General features: G+C 38.9%; 13 protein-coding genes. 5 read left to right on the forward strand and 8 right to left on the reverse strand.

Annotated features, from left to right (window positions below; all coding sequences use genetic code 11):
- Window positions 1–13: 13 nt before the first annotated feature.
- The 8 genes from TPSD3_RS09740 to TPSD3_RS09775 are packed head-to-tail and all read right to left on the reverse strand — an operon-like array spanning window position 14 to window position 10,410.
- The gene (locus TPSD3_RS09740) at window positions 14–886 is read right to left on the reverse strand and encodes a hypothetical protein (protein WP_086488336.1); all 873 of its coding nucleotides are present in this window, start codon (window positions 884–886) and stop codon (window positions 14–16) included.
- On the reverse strand, window positions 874–2,493 hold the full coding sequence (locus TPSD3_RS09745) for a hypothetical protein (protein WP_086488337.1): 1,620 nt from the start codon (window positions 2,491–2,493) through the stop codon (window positions 874–876). Before TPSD3_RS09745 ends, TPSD3_RS09740 begins: the two co-directional genes overlap by 13 nt.
- Window positions 2,493–2,948, reverse strand: a complete 456-nt coding sequence (locus TPSD3_RS09750; protein WP_086488338.1) for a hypothetical protein — start codon at window positions 2,946–2,948, stop codon at window positions 2,493–2,495. The genes TPSD3_RS09745 and TPSD3_RS09750 overlap by 1 nt, the downstream gene beginning before the upstream one ends.
- The gene (locus TPSD3_RS09755; RefSeq protein ID WP_086488339.1) at window positions 2,949–3,674 is read right to left on the reverse strand and encodes a hypothetical protein; all 726 of its coding nucleotides are present in this window, start codon (window positions 3,672–3,674) and stop codon (window positions 2,949–2,951) included. It lies immediately after the preceding gene.
- A 5-nt stretch (window positions 3,675–3,679) separates the two neighbouring features.
- On the reverse strand, window positions 3,680–5,224 hold the full coding sequence (locus TPSD3_RS09760) for a hypothetical protein (RefSeq protein ID WP_086488340.1): 1,545 nt from the start codon (window positions 5,222–5,224) through the stop codon (window positions 3,680–3,682).
- A gap of 1 nt (window position 5,225) precedes the next feature.
- Window positions 5,226–6,443, reverse strand: coding sequence for a type II secretion system F family protein (locus tag TPSD3_RS09765; RefSeq protein ID WP_086488450.1), 1,218 nt, complete (start codon window positions 6,441–6,443; stop codon window positions 5,226–5,228).
- 34 nt (window positions 6,444–6,477) lie between these two features.
- Window positions 6,478–8,217, reverse strand: a complete 1,740-nt coding sequence (locus TPSD3_RS09770) for a GspE/PulE family protein (protein ID WP_245391557.1) — start codon at window positions 8,215–8,217, stop codon at window positions 6,478–6,480.
- A gap of 42 nt (window positions 8,218–8,259) precedes the next feature.
- A complete protein-coding gene (locus TPSD3_RS09775; RefSeq protein ID WP_086488341.1) occupies window positions 8,260–10,410 on the reverse strand; it encodes a tetratricopeptide repeat protein in 2,151 nt (716 codons plus the stop codon).
- A 353-nt stretch (window positions 10,411–10,763) separates the two neighbouring features.
- Here TPSD3_RS09775 and hslV point away from each other — a divergent pair, with 353 nt between their 5' ends.
- The 5 genes from hslV (at window position 10,764) to dapA (ending at window position 17,393) form a co-directional block, all read left to right on the forward strand.
- Window positions 10,764–11,312 carry an ATP-dependent protease subunit HslV gene (gene hslV / locus TPSD3_RS09780; protein ID WP_086488342.1) on the forward strand — a complete coding sequence of 183 codons (549 nt, stop codon included), beginning with the start codon at window positions 10,764–10,766 and terminating at the stop codon, window positions 11,310–11,312.
- 14 nt (window positions 11,313–11,326) lie between these two features.
- Entirely contained in the window at window positions 11,327–12,661 is a 1,335-nt protein-coding gene (hslU, locus tag TPSD3_RS09785) for an ATP-dependent protease ATPase subunit HslU (protein ID WP_086488343.1), read from the forward strand.
- A gap of 43 nt (window positions 12,662–12,704) precedes the next feature.
- On the forward strand, window positions 12,705–14,393 hold the full coding sequence (locus tag TPSD3_RS09790; protein ID WP_217884417.1) for an ABC1 kinase family protein: 1,689 nt from the start codon (window positions 12,705–12,707) through the stop codon (window positions 14,391–14,393).
- Between the two features lie 104 nt (window positions 14,394–14,497).
- Window positions 14,498–16,411 (forward strand): molecular chaperone HtpG, encoded by a 1,914-nt coding sequence (htpG, locus tag TPSD3_RS09795; protein WP_086488344.1) that lies wholly within the window; start codon window positions 14,498–14,500, stop codon window positions 16,409–16,411.
- 100 nt (window positions 16,412–16,511) lie between these two features.
- The gene (gene dapA / locus TPSD3_RS09800) at window positions 16,512–17,393 is read left to right on the forward strand and encodes a 4-hydroxy-tetrahydrodipicolinate synthase (RefSeq protein WP_086488345.1); all 882 of its coding nucleotides are present in this window, start codon (window positions 16,512–16,514) and stop codon (window positions 17,391–17,393) included.
- The last annotated feature ends 7 nt before the right edge of the window (window positions 17,394–17,400 follow it).

The raw sequence follows: 17,400 nt of genomic DNA on the forward strand, positions 1-17,400 counted from the left end.
TACTCCTATTTAATTAAAAACCATTCGATATGCGATGATATAAAACGGTTGGAGAAATCCATACCATTAAATCATCAAATCGATATTTAGAATCCACATGGTTATAAGTGCCAGTGATAAAAACATCACGCTCTCGACAAAGCGGTAAATCAGGAAATTCTTCAGTGATTTCTCGACTTAAATTAACCCATTCTAAAGGGTAATTTATTCTGGTTTGGGTATCTACTGTAAATTTCCCTTGAGAAAAAACAACCGCGACAGCTTCTTTTGTTAAAAGAAACTGTTCATTTAATAGCAAATTAGCGGGATTATTATCGCAGGTGGTACAATCAAAAATTTTTAATCCTGGATGCTCACAACTTGTTTTTGTTTTTAAAACTTGACAATTATTTCCTGAAAAAATAGGTTGATTAATGGTTAAAGCATTGGGTTTTGTTAAACGATCACAAGCGGGATCATTTTGATAAATGCCATATAAATAAGGTTGTCCCCAGGGGTCTAACATTAATGCTTGTGGAGAAAAACGATTAGGCGCATCCCAGAAATTTATGATATTTCCAACAGGAGTATCCACATTAATTAAGCCTAATGTAGAAGCGGGTAAAAAACCGATAGGACGATTGCAATCCGCATCACTGGGTGGATTAGGCAATTCTCTCCCCGCAGAAAGACTCACGGCAGGACAAGGCAAACGTTTATGAATCACCGCAAAACCCAATAATGCTTCTCGAATTTCTTTTAATTCAGACATTGCTTGGGCGCGTTTTCTATTCTCAACCACAACAGATAAAGTCGGTAATAAACCAGATAATATCAACCCAATGACCAATAATAAAATAGCCATTTCTAATAAGGTAAAACCTAAAGAAAAATTTATTCTGGACATGGAATAACCTGCTCTTTTTCTAAATTTGTGCCACCAATACAAATGGCAAAATCATCTGTAAGTTCTCGATTGGTTATTTTATGGATAAAGCTGGAGTCAGTGTCTGCATTTGCTGCATCTAAGTAATAAGTCAATTGTTCCTTAGTGGTTTTATCGGGATAATCCAACCGTAATTGCTGTGGTTCGCGCTTTCCTGCAAATAAAATAACCGCGGCATATTCTAATCCATTAACGGTTAAACAATTGCTATTGCAAATGGGCATGGTTAAAGCGGGAGTGATTGCATTATTAATTTGATAAGGTGCAGAAACTTGGTAGAATAAATGATCTTTCCAATTTTGCCATAAACGAGCGATGATTTCGATAGATTTATTTTTATTTAATAAGCAATCATCTTTATTAGTGCCGTCGCATTTTATTAACTCGCTATTTTTGATAATATTATCATTAGGGCATTGGGATAAATTACTGCCTAATTGAGATAAATCACAAGAAAAATAATAATAAGGTTTATCAGGTAATGGTGGCGTAATTTTTTTTAGCAATAAAGCGTCTTGAGTAATAGAAAGCGGAGCCAAATCTTGCTTACTTTTTTCTAATAAATTCGGTAACCGTCCCAATGAAGTTAAACCACTATTATCTTCATATTTTTCATCCAAACGATAATCTGTTACATTCACAGAAGCTGGCCAAGGCAATCGCTGATAATTTCTCCCATAATTCGCTACACAATGCCCCACGACTTGAGTCAAACATTGCAATTGCTGAACAAAATCTTGACGACGACTGATTGCCTCCCATAATTCTTCTTGAGTAATGTAAATAATGCTGTCATTAATCACTGAATTATAAGGCTGGGAATTAATGATATTTTCAACAGCATTTTTATCTATATCTAAACTTCCATAAGTAAAAGTTTTTTCACCAATTATATTATTTTCCAATTCAAGATAATGACTCGTTGTATAATTTCCGCCACAAATCTTAGTTTTATCGGGATCACTGGGTGGTTTTCTATCCTGCCCAGATAAACGTTTGCCCGGCGCAATAATCGCCGCAATAGGGCGTTGGGGATCAAACGGGGGACTTGTAGTGACCAGCGTCCCTACTACGTGACTTGTACCACCCAAATCGTCACCTATTTGAAATACAAAACGCCCCGCACTGTCCCAATTCAACAGATCAGCACGTGGAGAAACCTTATAATTTCCCGAAACAGCGTACCACAAACACTCCCCCGCCCCGTCACGCAAGGGTGTAATCCCTAAAGTGCGCCACGGTAAACGTCCTACTTTATTGCGTTCCGTCCCCCCACAATTGCCATCTTGCTCTCCCTCTAAGATTGCGCCTGTATTGTAATCAGGACAAGGCAAAAAGCCATAATAACCCGATAAAATACCATCGCTATTAAATTGTCGATCATAACTTGCCGCATAACCTAATAAAGCTTCTTTTGCCTCTGCCAATGCGATTGCAGTTTGCATGTGTTGACTGGTTTGATATTGTCTTTTATTAAGATTTAATAATAGCCAAGATAACCCACCAACTAATGCCAGTGTAAGAATTATAATTAAAGCCAATCCTGTTTGTTTTCGATATAATTTCATTAATAATTTTCCAAAACAATTTCACCCGTTTCTGTAGCCATTAAATGTTGACCAGGATTTAATAATAATTCTTCTTCAAATCCATCAATAAAAACAGGAACAGCATATTCTTTTAAGCGTTCAGCGTAAATGGTGAAACCTTCGCCATAATAATTTTTTTCAATCAACATATTATTCACCAACAATAGCGGCACATAAGCAGAACGCAACACAATACCTTGATAATGAATATCAGGAAGTGGAATAATTTCTGGTTCCAATTCAACCGATTCTTCTTCTACGGGCGGAGGTGGAGGCGGCGGCGGAGCATATAAATTTCTTTCAATTTGTTGTCGCTGTTGTGGCGTGGTAAATAAGCGCAATAATGGTTCATTATTCTCTTTTACTTGTGCCAATAAAAACGCTGGCTGTAATAATAAATAAGCCGCTAAATAATAAAAAATAACCCGACACATTTAAGACATCGCCTCAGTTCTAGCAATAGTCCATTCAAAATTACAATTGAGTTGTAAATTTGGCATATTTACTTTTTCTGGATCAATTTTTTCTTGCAAGCGATTTAATTGACATTGTTGTAACAACAATAAACCAATTAATGGTATATTTTTAATATGTTGCAACAGGTCTAATACATAACCTTCGTGCATCAAATAAGCCTGCAAAGTTAATTTAGATTGATACACCACCAATTGATAATCGCGATCATTAACTTTAATAGCCGTTTGTGATTTTAATTCAGGTTGACCGTAAGTAAAATTAAATTGTGGAATTCCTTTTTCACGTGGTTTTACCCAAAGATTAATTTGATTTTGTAAATTCAGCAAGGGTTCTTCCATGACAATTCGCCATGCAGCCATACCCAAATCTTTTGCTTGAAATTGATAAAAACCCATTTCTTTAAGGTGAAAAAATAATTTATCTTCTTGATTGTCCACTAAATCCCGCATTTCTTGTAAATCAAAATGTTTTTTCTCTAAAGTTGAAAACTCCAAATCAGAAGCAATTTTCTGTTTTTCTTTCACCAAAAAATAAGAAAAACTCCCCCCTAAACTCAGCATTGAAAGGCTAGCCAATAACAATAGCCATTGCAATGGTTGACGGAAAATCACCCAAAGCGTGGGTGTGGCAAGCCATTCAGAATCAACTGTGACATTTTTTGAGGCATTTTTAGAAGTGGCCATAATTATTATTTTACATCTGATGGATAGTCGATTAAAATTTCTAAATTAAAACTAGAAAGCTCTCCAATATTTTGTCGTGAGGGCTGTTCTAATACCTGCAATTGCCAATAACCAATTTCTTTTTTCTTTAATGCTTCTTGTAAAGCATTAAATTTACGCAACACGTCTAAATAATTCTCAAAAGTCAAATAAACTTGACCTATTAATTGAAGTTTAAATAGAGTATGAGAGAGTTTTTTTTCATTATCTATTTCAGCCTCAAAAACACTTTTTTCTTGCTCAGAAACAATTTGCCAATTAATCTGTTTTAAAATAAATTCCTGATAAATAGGTTCATTAAATACATGACTCACACGACGCAATGCTTGATTTGGCCATTGTCGCTGCTGCATTAAGGGTTTACCAATGGTTAATGTTGGTTTAATAGAAAAAAGCTCAATAGGGTCTAGTTGAGAAATCGCCTCGTCCACTTTAGCAATTTCGCTTTTAAGACCACTAATTTTGCGATGTGTTAAATCTATTTCTTGAGTTAATAAAGAAGTTTTTTGTACAATTAATCCTGTGTCAATAATTGCAAAAAATAACAATGCAAAGCTACCCAAATAAATCGCCTTACTGATTTGCTGATAACGATAATATTTTAAATCCGTCCCTCGCGCATAATGATTTTTAGGCGTAGATTTAGCTAACAGATGTATCATTAAATGATGCAAATAAACAGGCGGATTTGAAAAATTTAAACCAAAATAGTGAGAAAATTCACTACTTTCTATTAATTCAATATTAATATTTTCTATCGTCTCATTTTTCAAAGCATCAGACAAATAATCAAAATAAGGCAAATGATTTAATATCAGAACATTTAAATGCTCATTGCTGGGTAAGTTACGAGTTGAAGATAAATAACGCTCCGTTCTAGTGATCTGCGTTAATAAACTATCCGCATATTTATGTGGTTCTATCGTATTTAATGGCGTTAAACGACTAAATTGTAATTGGTTATTAACAAAAAAACTCTGACGCACACCACCACTATTATTAGATGCAGTGATTGGCATTTGAGAAACCAATAAAGTATGATTTGCTGCGGGCAAAAAATTTAATAAGCGTTGACTTAATAAAGGTAAAGAATAAATCGCTTGTAAAGGAATTTGAGTCAATTCAATAATTTTTAACCAAGGTTGCAATAATTCTTCAACATTATTAATCGCTAAAAATAAAAATCGATCATCACCTCGCCCTTGCGTTTCTCGCCCTTGCAACACGGTATAAGTATAAGCGTTTTGTTCAAATAAGCGTTTTAAACGAATATTAATTGAAGACTGCCGTTCTTTACCAAAAACATGGGGTAAAGAAACCTGTTGATATTCTTCTAAAGCAGAATCAATCAGAATGAACAAAGCATTTTTTAAATCAGACAGTAAATAATCTTTAAAAATGGCTAAGTCAGTATCATCATTGGCGTTTAAACAATATAACTCTTTTAACTCTTTTTGATCGGCATGATAAATGGTTAAAGTGGCATCATTTAAATATAAAAATCGTTTCATGCTAAATTCCCATGCCTGGCCCTGCAATTTGACTAATTTTATCGTAAATCGGCCCTAATACTGACAGCATCACCCACATTAACATTCCCCCCATAATGACGGTTAAACTGGGTTCAATTAAGGTCTGCATTCTCTCAATAGATTCCTTTGCCTCACGTTCATAAAAATAGCTAACATTCAGCAAAGAAATATCCAATTGTCCCGTACTTTCTCCCACGCGCACCATGCGAAGAACCAGCGGCGGAAATAATTTAACTCGTTCAAAACTCTCACTAATTCCCACGCCATCCGCAATAGAATCATGCACTTGTTGCAACGCCTCTGCTAATAAACGATTCCCCATTAAACTTTTACAAATGGCTAAACTTTCTAAGACGGTAATTCCAGAACTATAAAGCAATGCAAAAAAATTAGAAAACCGCGCTAAAATAATCTTTTCAAGAATAGGCCCAATAATCCATAGTCTTAATTTAAGACGATCAGCAGTAAAAGCAACTTGTGGATTTACCTTAATCAAAGTAATTAAAGTAAATACTAAAATAACTGGAATGCCAATAATTAAATACCAATAACCCACAAACGCATCAGAAATATGTAATAAAATTTTAGTATGTAGCGGTAATTCTCCACCTACATTTTTAATAAAAGCAATTAATTGTGGCACTAAATAAATCATGAGAAAAAAAAGCGTAGCAATGACCACAGCAGCCACAAAACTAGGGTACATTAACATTTTTCGAGTTCGTGCCGCCATCTCATCTTCCCACTTTAAAGAAGTGGTTAAATGATTAAATACTTTGCTTAATTGTCCACTGGCTTCGCCTGCGTTAATTAAACTGACAAAAACCTGATCGAAAATATCGGGAAAATGCTGCATGGCTTCGGATAATTGTTCACCGCCTTCTATGCTCTCAATTAAATTCGCAATGACATCTCTAAATACCGATTGTGGCAAACTATCGCGTAAGTCCATTAAGCCAGAAATTAACGGCACACCAGAGCGCGTTAATTGCTCCATGTGAAAACAAAAACTAATTAATTCTAAGCGCGTCACGCGGCCTTTTTTACGGTGATGTTTATTTTTAGCCTCAAAATAAATTAAATCCAATCCCATGCGATCTAAACGAGAGTGCAGATCGTTTTCATTATTGGCATCAATATGCCCTTGAATCGTTCGCCCATGGGCATCTACGGCTTTATAATAAAAATGTTGACTCATGGCGCACAATAACTCCCTTATTAAAAAAAATAAATCATTGAACATTACGAGTCATATCCACCACTCTTGACACTTCCTCTACGCTGGTTAATCCTTCTAAAATGCGGCGAATTCCCTCTTGCGCTAAAGTTTGAAAACCTGTTTTAGCCGCGTGTTGCTTTAAATCATAAGTCGTGGCACGATGTGAAATTAAATCTTGCAATGCGTCATCTACGCGCAAAATTTCCATCAATGCCATTCGCCCTTGATAACCGCGCTCATTACACTTTTCACAACCTTTGGCACGGTATAAAGTGACATTTTTATTTGCGGGTAAATTTAATAAACGACGGTGCATATCAGTGGGTTGATAAGACTCTTTACAATAAGGGCATAATTTACGCACTAAACGCTGTCCAATAATGCCAATAATATTCTCAGCCATTAAATCAGGTTGAATGCCAATATCTAATAAACGCGGAATAGCACCAATCGCAGAATTAGTATGCAAAGTGGAATAAACTTGATGCCCCGTCATTGCCGCTCTAAAGGCCATTTCAGCCGTATCTTCATCCCGAATTTCCCCCACCAAAATAATATCAGGGTCTTGGCGCATCATGGAGCGAATGCCATTAGAAAAATCTAATTTAACCGCTTCATTAACCGCACTTTGCCGCACTTGACCTAAAACATATTCCACAGGGTCTTCTAAGGTCATAATGTTGACCGATTCTTGATTTAAATGGTTTAAAATTGAATATAAAGTCGTGGTTTTTCCACTGCCTGTTGGCCCTGTAATTAAAATAATTCCTTCAGGACGCGCAATCATTAATTGTAAAGTGTATAAATTATCTTCTAATAATCCCAATTCTTCTAAACGCACAATGCCTTTTTGCCGATCTAATATCCGCAACACAATATTTTCACCATGCACGGTGGGCTGAGAAGAGACCCGAAAATCAATTAATCTTCCGCATAATGTCAGAGAAATGCGGCCATCTTGTGGAATTCGAGTTTCTGCGATATTCATCCCTGAAATCACTTTTAAACGCACCGCAATCGCAGACCAATAATTTTTATGCAAACTGCGAATTTGTTGCAGCACGCCATCAATACGATAACGAATTCTTAAAAAACCCTTTTCAGGTTCAAAATGAATATCCGATGCACTCCGCTTAACGGCATCCGATAATAACGCATCCACTAAACGCACTAATGGATGGCTATATTCATCCCGATTAGCCGAAAAACTTTGATAATCAACTTCGCCTGTTTCAATTTCATGCAAAATTCCATCTAACGATAAATCATAACCATAAACATGATCAATTGCGCCAATAATTTCTGTTTCACTGGCAAGAACAGGTTCAACAATAAATGTTCCGCCTAATGAAGCCACTAATTGATCAATAGCTAATACGTTAAAAATATCAGCCATTGCAACGGTTAATGTTTTTGTTTCTGGAGAAAAACTTACAGGAAGCATATTATGCCGTCGTGCCAAATTTTTTGGCACTAAACGCAAGGCTTCATGATCCACCACTAATTTAGAAATATCAACACTATTTTGTCCTAAAGATTGACTTAATAAGTCTCGCATAATAGCTTCAGAAACAAAACCTAAATCGACTAAAATTCGTCCTAATTGTCCTTGATTTTTCTTTTGCTCAGTTAATGCAATACGCAACTGATCTTGGCTGATAATGCCTTGTTTAACCAGCATTTCACCAATACGTCGGTTGGGTTTTTCTATAGAATGATTCATTTGTTCCATGACTTGTTGACTGATGACCACAATCTAAGTGACTCCGAATGTTGACGATTGATATGACCTGATTTATTCTAATATCAGTGAATGAAAAGCTTGATCTTGCGTTCTCACCGTTCCCGATAAAGTTTTTATTCGTTGCTGCACAATATCAGGATTAAAAAAACGGGCTTGCTGGGCATTTTTATCGTATAAAGCCAAAGCCTGTTGATAATAAATTACCGCAGTAGCCGCTTGATTTAAATGTTCTAAACTAATGGCGAGATTATAAGCGTAATGGGCTTGCTTTTGATGTCGCCATGCTTCAAAAAAAGATTGTTGCGCGGCTGACCAACGGTTTTCTCTCGCATATAATGCACCCAATGAGAAATAAATATGGCCTTTGTCCATTTTATCATCGTTTAATAAAGCTTTTAATTCGCGCTCATTGTGATGGGTTTCTCCGCTTTGCATTTGCCCTAATAACGCCAAGCGTGCCGTGCGATCTTGGGGGTAATGGGACAGTACTGTTTGATAATAATATTGTGCTTGAACGGTTTGACCTTTCTGCATCGCAATCGCCGCTAATCCTAATAAAGCATCTTTATTTTTTTTATCATGATTTAATACGGCTTGATAATAGCTTTCTGCTTGTGCCAATTGATTGGCTTGAAAAGCCCGATAAGCGGCATTTAATGTGTCCGTTAATGCTGCGGCTTTCTCTGCATTTAAATTACGCTGTATGGGGGGTAATGGTGCGTTTTTTTTATCGCTTAATAATTCTCTGGGCGGTGGGGTTATGGGGGTTGAAGGTTTGGAATCGGTTTTGCGGGAAGTCGTCGGGGTCGCGGCCAATTTTTCAGGCGCATTTTTTACCGTCGCAGGGGAAGCTGAGTTCTGTGATACAGAAAGCGGAGCGGGATTATTTTTTGCTACCGCAGATTCAGGCACGCTTGCCACCGCAGGTGTTTTAGGTAAATTTTCTTTTTTTTCAGGTGGTTGCTCTGCTTTAACCACTGTAGGCTCAGGCGATTTCGGTGACGCTTGCTCTTGGACAGAAGGCGTTAAAACTATATTTTCCGTCGGCGTAACTTCTGGCGCAACAAATGGCTGGATTTGGCTTAATGGGGGAGTCGTTTTTAAAAGCCCTGATTCGCGTAATTTTACATCATTTTCATTGACGACATAAAAGAAAACCGCCATGCCCATAGCCGTCAACATTGCCAAACCAATTAGACGATAAATAGGAGTCCAACGAATCTTGGCATCACTGTTTTTATGAAAATGAGCAGGAATTTTTTGAGCAGGTGGCTGTTCTTTTGTTTTAAAAGAATCGGTAATAGATGTGTTATTAATAAACGGTAATAAGGCTTCATCCCATTGTAATTGATCTTCAGAATTTTCTGATTTATTTTTATTTGGTGTAAGCTCTTTTTCACTGAATAAATTACCGAAATCAAGTTCTATTGGAGCTTGCTTTTCTGCGATAATAATAGGAGAATTGATGACAGGTTTGTCATCTTTTAAGGGGACAAAAGTTTCTCCCCAATCTAAATTGGGCGCATCTTCGGTAATAACCAAAGTTTCTCCCGACACAATGGAAAAATTAGCGGCTTGGGTTTCTTTGATATTTGCTGAATCATTTGGAGCAGTAAATTCTTCTGGTTTTCTGTTGTGGGTCTCTTTTGCTAAGGTTATTGGGGATGCAACGGTTGCAGATTCGGATAAGGAATTAGGAATTTCTTGCGGAATCTCGATAGAAACTGTTGACCAATCAAGCTCTACCTCTTCTTCTTTTTTGGGAGTAAGTGCGCTGTTATTCTCATTAATATCTTCATTTTCTTCTGCATGAGCTAAAGCAATTGACCAATCTAATTCTGATGTGTTAATATCTGTACTTTCCTCTGCGTCTAAAGATAAAGTTATTTCTTCATCTAATGTCGCGTCTAAATCTAGTTCAGAAAACGCCGTTTCAATATCATTTTCTGATTCTGATTTAGATTCTAATACAACAGGCGCATCAGCCGCATTATCATCTTCTGGAATTTCTGTGCGTTGACGTGATTCTTTTAGTAAATCAACATATTTTTTAGAAAAAAACTCATTTTTCTCTCGAATAGAAATCGCTTTTATGGCTTCGGTTTCAGGCAATTCAGTTTCTGAAATAGATTCAGCAATAGCTTGCATATCGCGCTGTTTGGTTTTTTCTGCTTTGTTTAAAGCATCCATTAATAGGCTCATTTTTAATTTCCTGATCTCTTTGTTAAGGATAAACAAGCAATTTTAAACTAAGATAATAAGTTTTTTTAACTCATTTTTCAACAATGTGCTTGTTTAATTGCAATTGAGCATTATAGCCTTGTTTAAACCTGTTTTCCTATTATTTTGTAGAGCCTGTAAAGGTTGCAGGGGATTTTAATTTGTCAATGTTGCACTTTTAAAATGACATCAATGACTATACATAGTGTGGCTAATTTTGCGTGAAATAGCAGAAATTCACGCCAACGATTTCAACACATTGCGCAATTTTCCTGCCATTTTGGTGTTATTTGGAAATAAAGACGCGATTTTATCAATAAAAACAGAGGGTTAAAGTGGAACAATTTCGAGGCACTACAGTCATCGCGGTACGCCGCGCCCACGAAGTGGTCATTGGTGGCGATGGCCAAGTGACTTTGGGCAACACGGTCATGAAAAATAATGCCCGTAAAGTCAGACGCTTATATCACGGCCAAGTGATCGCAGGCTTTGCAGGCGGCACCGCCGATGCCTTCACCCTGTTTGAACGCTTTGAAGGCAAATTGGAGAAACATCAAGGGCATCTGACGCGTGCTGCCGTAGAATTAGCCAAAGATTGGCGTACTGACCGCATGTTACGACGTTTGGAGGCTTTGCTGTTGGTGGCGGATAAAACCACGACGCTGATGTTATCTGGCAATGGCGATGTGGTTGAACCACAAGACAATTTGATGGCCATTGGTTCGGGCGCGCCCTTCGCACAAGCCGCCGCACGCGCCTTGTTAGAACATACGGAATTAACCGCGGCTGAAATTGTGGAAAAATCGCTGCATATTGCGGCTGATATTTGCATTTATACTAACCATCAATTAACGCTTGAACGGCTGTCTGCCATTACGGAATAATTAAGGCGATTATTATGAGTGAAATGACTCCTAGACAAATTGTTCGTGAATTGGATAAGTTTATTATTGGGCAAAATGCAGCAAAAAGAGCCGTTGCCATTGCGTTAAGAAACCGCTGGAGACGAATGCAATTAGATAGCGAATTGCGTCAGGAAGTAACGCCAAAAAATATCCTTATGATTGGCCCCACGGGCGTGGGAAAAACTGAAATTGCACGACGTTTGGCTAAATTAGCGAATGCGCCTTTTATTAAAGTGGAAGCCACTAAATTTACTGAAGTGGGTTATGTGGGGCGAGATGTAGAATCGATTATTCGTGATTTAATTGATGTGGCGATTAAAATGCTGCGTGAAGAGGCGATGCAGCGGGTAGAAAATAAAGCCTTAGATGCGGCTGAAGAACGCATTTTAGATGCGTTATTGCCGCCTGCGCGAATGGGGCGATCTTCGGATGAAGATCGGACTGAGGATAATAATCGCACACGGCAAAAGTTTCGCAAAATGTTGCGCGAGAAACAATTAGATGATCGTGAGATTGAAATTGAAGTCACAGAACCGCGAATGGGCGTGGAAATTATGGCTCCACCGGGCATGGAAGAAATGACCAGCCAATTGCAAAGTATGTTTCAAAATCTCGCGGGTGGCCGCACCCGCTCGCGTAAGTTAAAAATTAAAGAAGCGATGCGTTTATTGAAAGAAGAAGAAGCCGCACGTTTTATTAATGAAGATGAGCTAAAAATGCAAGCGGTAGAGCGGGTTGAGCAGCATGGAATTGTGTTTTTAGATGAAATTGACAAGGTCACTAAACGGGGAGAAACCAGTGGCCCTGATGTGTCAAGAGAAGGCGTGCAACGTGATTTATTGCCTTTAGTGGAAGGCTGCACGGTTAGCACTAAATATGGCATGATTCGCACTGATCATATTTTATTTATTGCATCGGGTGCGTTTCATTTATCTAAACCTTCGGATTTAATTCCAGAATTGCAAGGTCGTTTGCCTATTCGTGTGGAATTAAACGCATTAGATGTGAATGATTTTGTCCGCATTTTAACAGAACCCAGTGCGTCTTTAACAGAGCAGTATATGGCGTTGTTAAAAACAGAGGGATTGCATATTGAATTTATGCCAGATGGCATTCGTCGTTTAGCAGAAATGGCGTGGCAGGTCAATGAGCGCACGGAAAATATTGGCGCACGTCGTTTGCATACGGTAATGGAATGTTTATTAGAAACCTTATCTTTTGATGCGCCCGATATGGAAGGGGTGAATGTATCGATTGATGCGGCTTATGTGGATAAATATTTAAGTGCATTGGTGAATAATGAAGATTTAAGCCAATATATTTTATAATGATGATTTCTCTAATGATCACTTTATTTTGCATCTAATCATCATGGCAATGGTTTGGGAAACGTGGAAAGCGACGCGGGATTTAGGGCGACTTTATGACATCGCTTCCGTATTCATTCGCTATGGATTTGGTGATGTGGTGCGTCGCCTTGAATTGGGGGCGATATTGCGACGGGCGGGGCGGGTGCTGGATTGGCAGCCGTCTAATGAATTTCTGGGGCTGCAACCGCCCCAGCGCGTGCGAGAAGCCTTAGAACAGCTCGGCCCCAGTTTTATCAAGTTAGGGCAGATTATGGCGACTCGCGTCGATTTGTTTAGCCCTGCGTGGATTGCGGAATTTGAAAAACTGCAACACCATGTTCCTCCGTTGCCTTTTGAGCAATTAAAGCCGCAATTAGAAATGGATTTAGGTCAGCCATTAGAGGCGGTTTTTTCTGAATTTGAAATTATGCCTATTGGTTCTGCTTCCATTGCGCAGGTTTATCGAGCGCGTTTGCAAAATGGACAATGGGTTATTGTCAAGATTCGGCGGCCGGGCATTCAGCCGATAATGGAAGCGGATTTGCGTTTGTTATTGCAATTTGCGGATTTAATTGAAACCCGTTTGCCTAATTTACGGGTTTATCGTTTAAAAGAAATTATTGAGCAATTTGCGCATTCGTTGCAACGTGAATTGGATTTAATGACAGAATGCCGTAATGCTGAACGAGCGGCAATAAATTTGGCGAATGATCCAGCCATTGTGATTCCTCGCGTTTATTGGCAATGGACAAGTGAGCGGGTAAATGTGCAGGAATATATTGTGGGCATTCCTGGGCGTAATTGGGCATTATTAGAGGCATCGGGATTAGATCGACGAAAAATTGCCCAGCAAGGGGCCGCAGCCTTGTTTAATATGGTGATTCGGGATGGTTTTTTTCATGCGGATTTACACCCCGGCAATTTATTTTATTTAAGTGATCATCGCATTGCTTTTATTGATTGGGGAATGGTGGGGCAAGTGTCTTTGCGTCGCCGCAATCAATTGATTGATTTATTATGGGGATTAACTGAACGGCAAATTGAAACGATTATTGATATTTTATTAGATTGGTCACCTAATGAGGATGTTGACGAAGACAGTTTAGCCATTGATTTAGAAATATTTTTAGATAAATACCATAATGTACCATTGAAACAATTAAAAATGTCATTGGTGTTAGGCGATTTAATTGCGCTATTGCGTCGCAATCATTTAAGCCTGCCTGCTGATTTAGCCATGATGGTTAAAGTTTTTATTACTTTAGAATCATTAGGACGACAATTAGACCCTGAATTTAATTTAGTAGAAGAAGCGCGAGTCATTCTTAGACAATTATTTTTAAAACGTTATTCTCCCCAAGCGGTGTTAAAACGAACGCAACGGGCTTTGCAAGAAAGTTCTAGCTTATTATTAGAATTGCCGCGCGATTTACGGCGTTTTATTAAATTATTGCGCACGGGTTCTTTACAGCATCGCATTTCTATTATTGAATTAAATGAATTTAGTAATCGTTTAGATCGGGCGGCCAGTCGTTTGTCCATGAGTTTTGTGACGGCGGCTTTTATTATTGGAACTTCGGTGGTGGTGGCTTCGGATAATTCCACCAGTTTATTTGGCATTCCGTTATTTGAATGGTTAAGTTTGGGGGCAATGTTGGGGGGAATTTGGGTATTTATTTCTATTTGGCGCGGGCAAGGACGGCGCGATTAAAAAAAATGCTTGAAATCATGCACATTAACCTTATATAGCGGTGTGCTGTAAAATGTTATTTTTATTTATCTTAAACCTTAATATTTAATATGGAGATTAACCCAATGACTGTGGTAGATGCGCATAAAGAAACTCGTGGTTTTCAAACCGAAGTGAAACAAATTTTAAATTTAATGATTCACTCGCTTTACAGTAATAAAGAGATTTTTTTACGCGAGTTAATTTCTAATGCTTCTGATGCGGCGGAGAAATTGCGCTTTGAAGCGTTGTCTAATGATGCGCTTTATGAAGGCGATGCGGAGTTGAAAATTTGGATTGAAACCAATCCTGATGCCCGTACCATTACGGTGCGTGATAATGGCGTAGGCATGTCACGCGAAGAAGTGATTGAACATATCGGCACCATTGCCAAATCGGGAACGCAACAATTCTTAAAATCTTTAACAGGAGATTCGGCAAAAGATAACCTGTTAATTGGGCAATTTGGTGTGGGTTTTTATTCCACTTTTATTGTCGCGGATAAAGTGACGTTGCGCACTCGTCGTGCGGGTTTAGGTGCGGACAATGGGGTGTGTTGGGAGTCGGTGGGAGATGGTGAATATACGATTGAAAACATCACCTTACCGCAACGTGGCACGGAAATTACTCTGCATTTACGCGCTGAAGAAGATGAGTTTTTACAAGACTATCGTTTGCGCAGTGTGATTAAGAAATATTCCGATCACATTACGCTGCCCATTGTCATGCCAAAAGTCACCACCAATGAGGAAACGCAAGAGAAACTCATTGAGCAAGAAGTGATTAACAGTGCCACTGCATTATGGGTGCGCAATAAATCGGACATTACCGAAGAGCAATATAATGAATTTTATAAGCATGTGGCGCATGATTTTGAAGCACCATTAAGCTGCATTCATAATAAAGTCGAAGGCACGCAGGAATATACGGTGTTATTGTTTATTCCTAAACGTGCGCCTTTTGACTTATGGGATCGCACGAATCGCCGCGGAGTTAAATTGTACGTGCGTCGCATTTTTATTATGGACGATAATGAGAAGTTAATGCCGCCTTATTTGCGTTTTGTGCGCGGCATTATTGACAGCAGCGATTTGCCGTTAAATGTTTCGCGTGAAATTCTCCAGCACAATAAGCAAATTGATACCATTCGCGCTGGCACGGTGAAAAAAGTATTGAGCGCATTAGAATTGATGGTTAAAAATGAGCCAGAGAAATATGAAACATTCTGGCAAGAATTCGGCAAAGTGTTGAAAGAAGGCGTGGTGGATGATCACGCGAATCGTGACCGCATTGCTAAGTTATTGCGTTTCTCTACCACATTGGATGATAATCCTAAGCCGTCTATTTCTTTTGAAGATTATGTCTCCAGAATGAAGGAAGGGCAAAATAAGATTTATTACATCACCGCAGAAAGTTTTACTGCGGCGAAAAGTAGCCCACATTTGGAGATTTTCCGTAAAAAGGGAATTGAAGTGTTATTGTTGTCTGATCAGATTGATGAATGGTTGGTGACACACCTTCATGAATTTGAAGGGAAACCACTGCAATCGGTGACGAAAGGCGAGTTAGATTTGGGCGAAATGGAGACCGAAGAAGAGAAGCAAGAAGTCGAGAAAGCCAGCACCGAATTGAAGCCTTTTGTCGAGCGATTAAAAGAGGTATTGGGCGATAAAGTTAAGGAGGTTCGTTTAACCTATCGTTTAACGAATTCTCCCGCGTGTTTGGTGGCGGATGAATATGGAATGGATTCGAGTTTAGAACGCTTATTAAAAGCGGCTGGACAAAGCGTAGGCGGCAGCAAGCCGATTTTAGAAGTCAACCCTCATCATCCCATTATTAGCTCGCTCAAAGAAGAGCAGAATGGCGAGCGATTAAAAGATTGGGCGTTTATTTTATTTGATCAGGCTTTATTAAGCGAAGGTGCGGCATTGGATGATCCCGCTGGTTTTGTCAATCGTCTTAATTCGATGTTATCGGCGACATTAACGCAAGTTAATTAGTGGGCATATTTTTGTCTGAATTCAGGATTGATAAAAATTCTGATTCAGACAAATAATTCTGTTTTCAGGATTTTTCACAGGTATAGAGGCTAGACATATTATGTTTCGAGGCAGTATTGTCGCGTTAGTGACTCCGATGTGTGACGATGACACCCAATCCATTGACGTTGCCGCATTACATCATTTAATCGATTTTCATTTGGACAATGGCACACATGGCATTGTGGTGGCAGGAACAACGGGAGAATCCGCGACTTTAGATGTAGATGAACATTGTCAACTGATTCGTTGGGTGGTGGAACGAGTCAATAAACGTATTCCAGTAATTGCGGGTACGGGCGCAAATTCGACCACAGAAGCAATACAACTTACCCAGTGCGCCCAACGCGCTGGCGCGGATGCCTGTTTACTGGTTACGCCGTATTATAATAAGCCGACACAAGAAGGTTTATATCGCCACTATCGCAAAATCGCAGAAACAGTGGATATTCCCCAATTGCTCTACAACGTACCGGGACGCACGGGGTGTGATTTGCAGCCCAGCACTGCGGCGCGCTTGAAACCCATTGATAATATTGTGGGAATTAAAGAAGCGGTGGGCGATCCAGAGCGTATCGCTGCCGTGACGGCCTTGGCCGATGCGTCATTTTGTGTACTAAGTGGCGACGACGCGACCACATTAAATCTACTTCGTGCGGGCGGACACGGCGCGATCTCTGTCACCGCAAATGTAGCACCAAAAGCCATGCAACAAATGTGTACGTTGGGATTGAACGGCGCATTTACGGAAGCGGAAACAATTAATCAAGAATTAATGGGATTGCATCGCCAATTATTTTTAGAACCCAATCCAATTCCTGTTAAATGGGCTTTAGCAGAAATGGGTTTAATTCAAACCGCAATTCGTTTGCCTTTAACACCATTTAGTGCAGAATTTCATGCACCATTACGCGAAGCCATGAAACAAGCCAAAGTGATTTAAGACATTT

Origin of the sequence: Thioflexithrix psekupsensis (assembly GCF_002149925.1) — a bacterium.
Classification (GTDB): Bacteria; Pseudomonadota; Gammaproteobacteria; order Beggiatoales; family Beggiatoaceae; genus Thioflexithrix; species Thioflexithrix psekupsensis.

Coding starts and splice junctions, on each gene's coding strand:
- TPSD3_RS09745 (WP_086488337.1), bottom strand. CDS start 2,493: ATGAAATTATATCGAAAACAAACAGGATTGGCTTTAATTATAATTCTT.
- TPSD3_RS09790 (WP_217884417.1), top strand. CDS start 12,705: ATGGCAATGGTTTGGGAAACGTGGAAAGCGACGCGGGATTTAGGGCGA.
- TPSD3_RS09760 (WP_086488340.1), bottom strand. CDS start 5,224: ATGAAACGATTTTTATATTTAAATGATGCCACTTTAACCATTTATCAT.
- TPSD3_RS09740 (WP_086488336.1), bottom strand. CDS start 886: ATGTCCAGAATAAATTTTTCTTTAGGTTTTACCTTATTAGAAATGGCT.
- TPSD3_RS09775 (WP_086488341.1), bottom strand. CDS start 10,410: ATGAGCCTATTAATGGATGCTTTAAACAAAGCAGAAAAAACCAAACAG.
- TPSD3_RS09750 (WP_086488338.1), bottom strand. CDS start 2,948: ATGTGTCGGGTTATTTTTTATTATTTAGCGGCTTATTTATTATTACAG.
- dapA (WP_086488345.1), top strand. CDS start 16,512: ATGTTTCGAGGCAGTATTGTCGCGTTAGTGACTCCGATGTGTGACGAT.
- hslU (WP_086488343.1), top strand. CDS start 11,327: ATGAGTGAAATGACTCCTAGACAAATTGTTCGTGAATTGGATAAGTTT.
- TPSD3_RS09755 (WP_086488339.1), bottom strand. CDS start 3,674: ATGGCCACTTCTAAAAATGCCTCAAAAAATGTCACAGTTGATTCTGAA.
- htpG (WP_086488344.1), top strand. CDS start 14,498: ATGACTGTGGTAGATGCGCATAAAGAAACTCGTGGTTTTCAAACCGAA.
- TPSD3_RS09765 (WP_086488450.1), bottom strand. CDS start 6,443: ATGAGTCAACATTTTTATTATAAAGCCGTAGATGCCCATGGGCGAACG.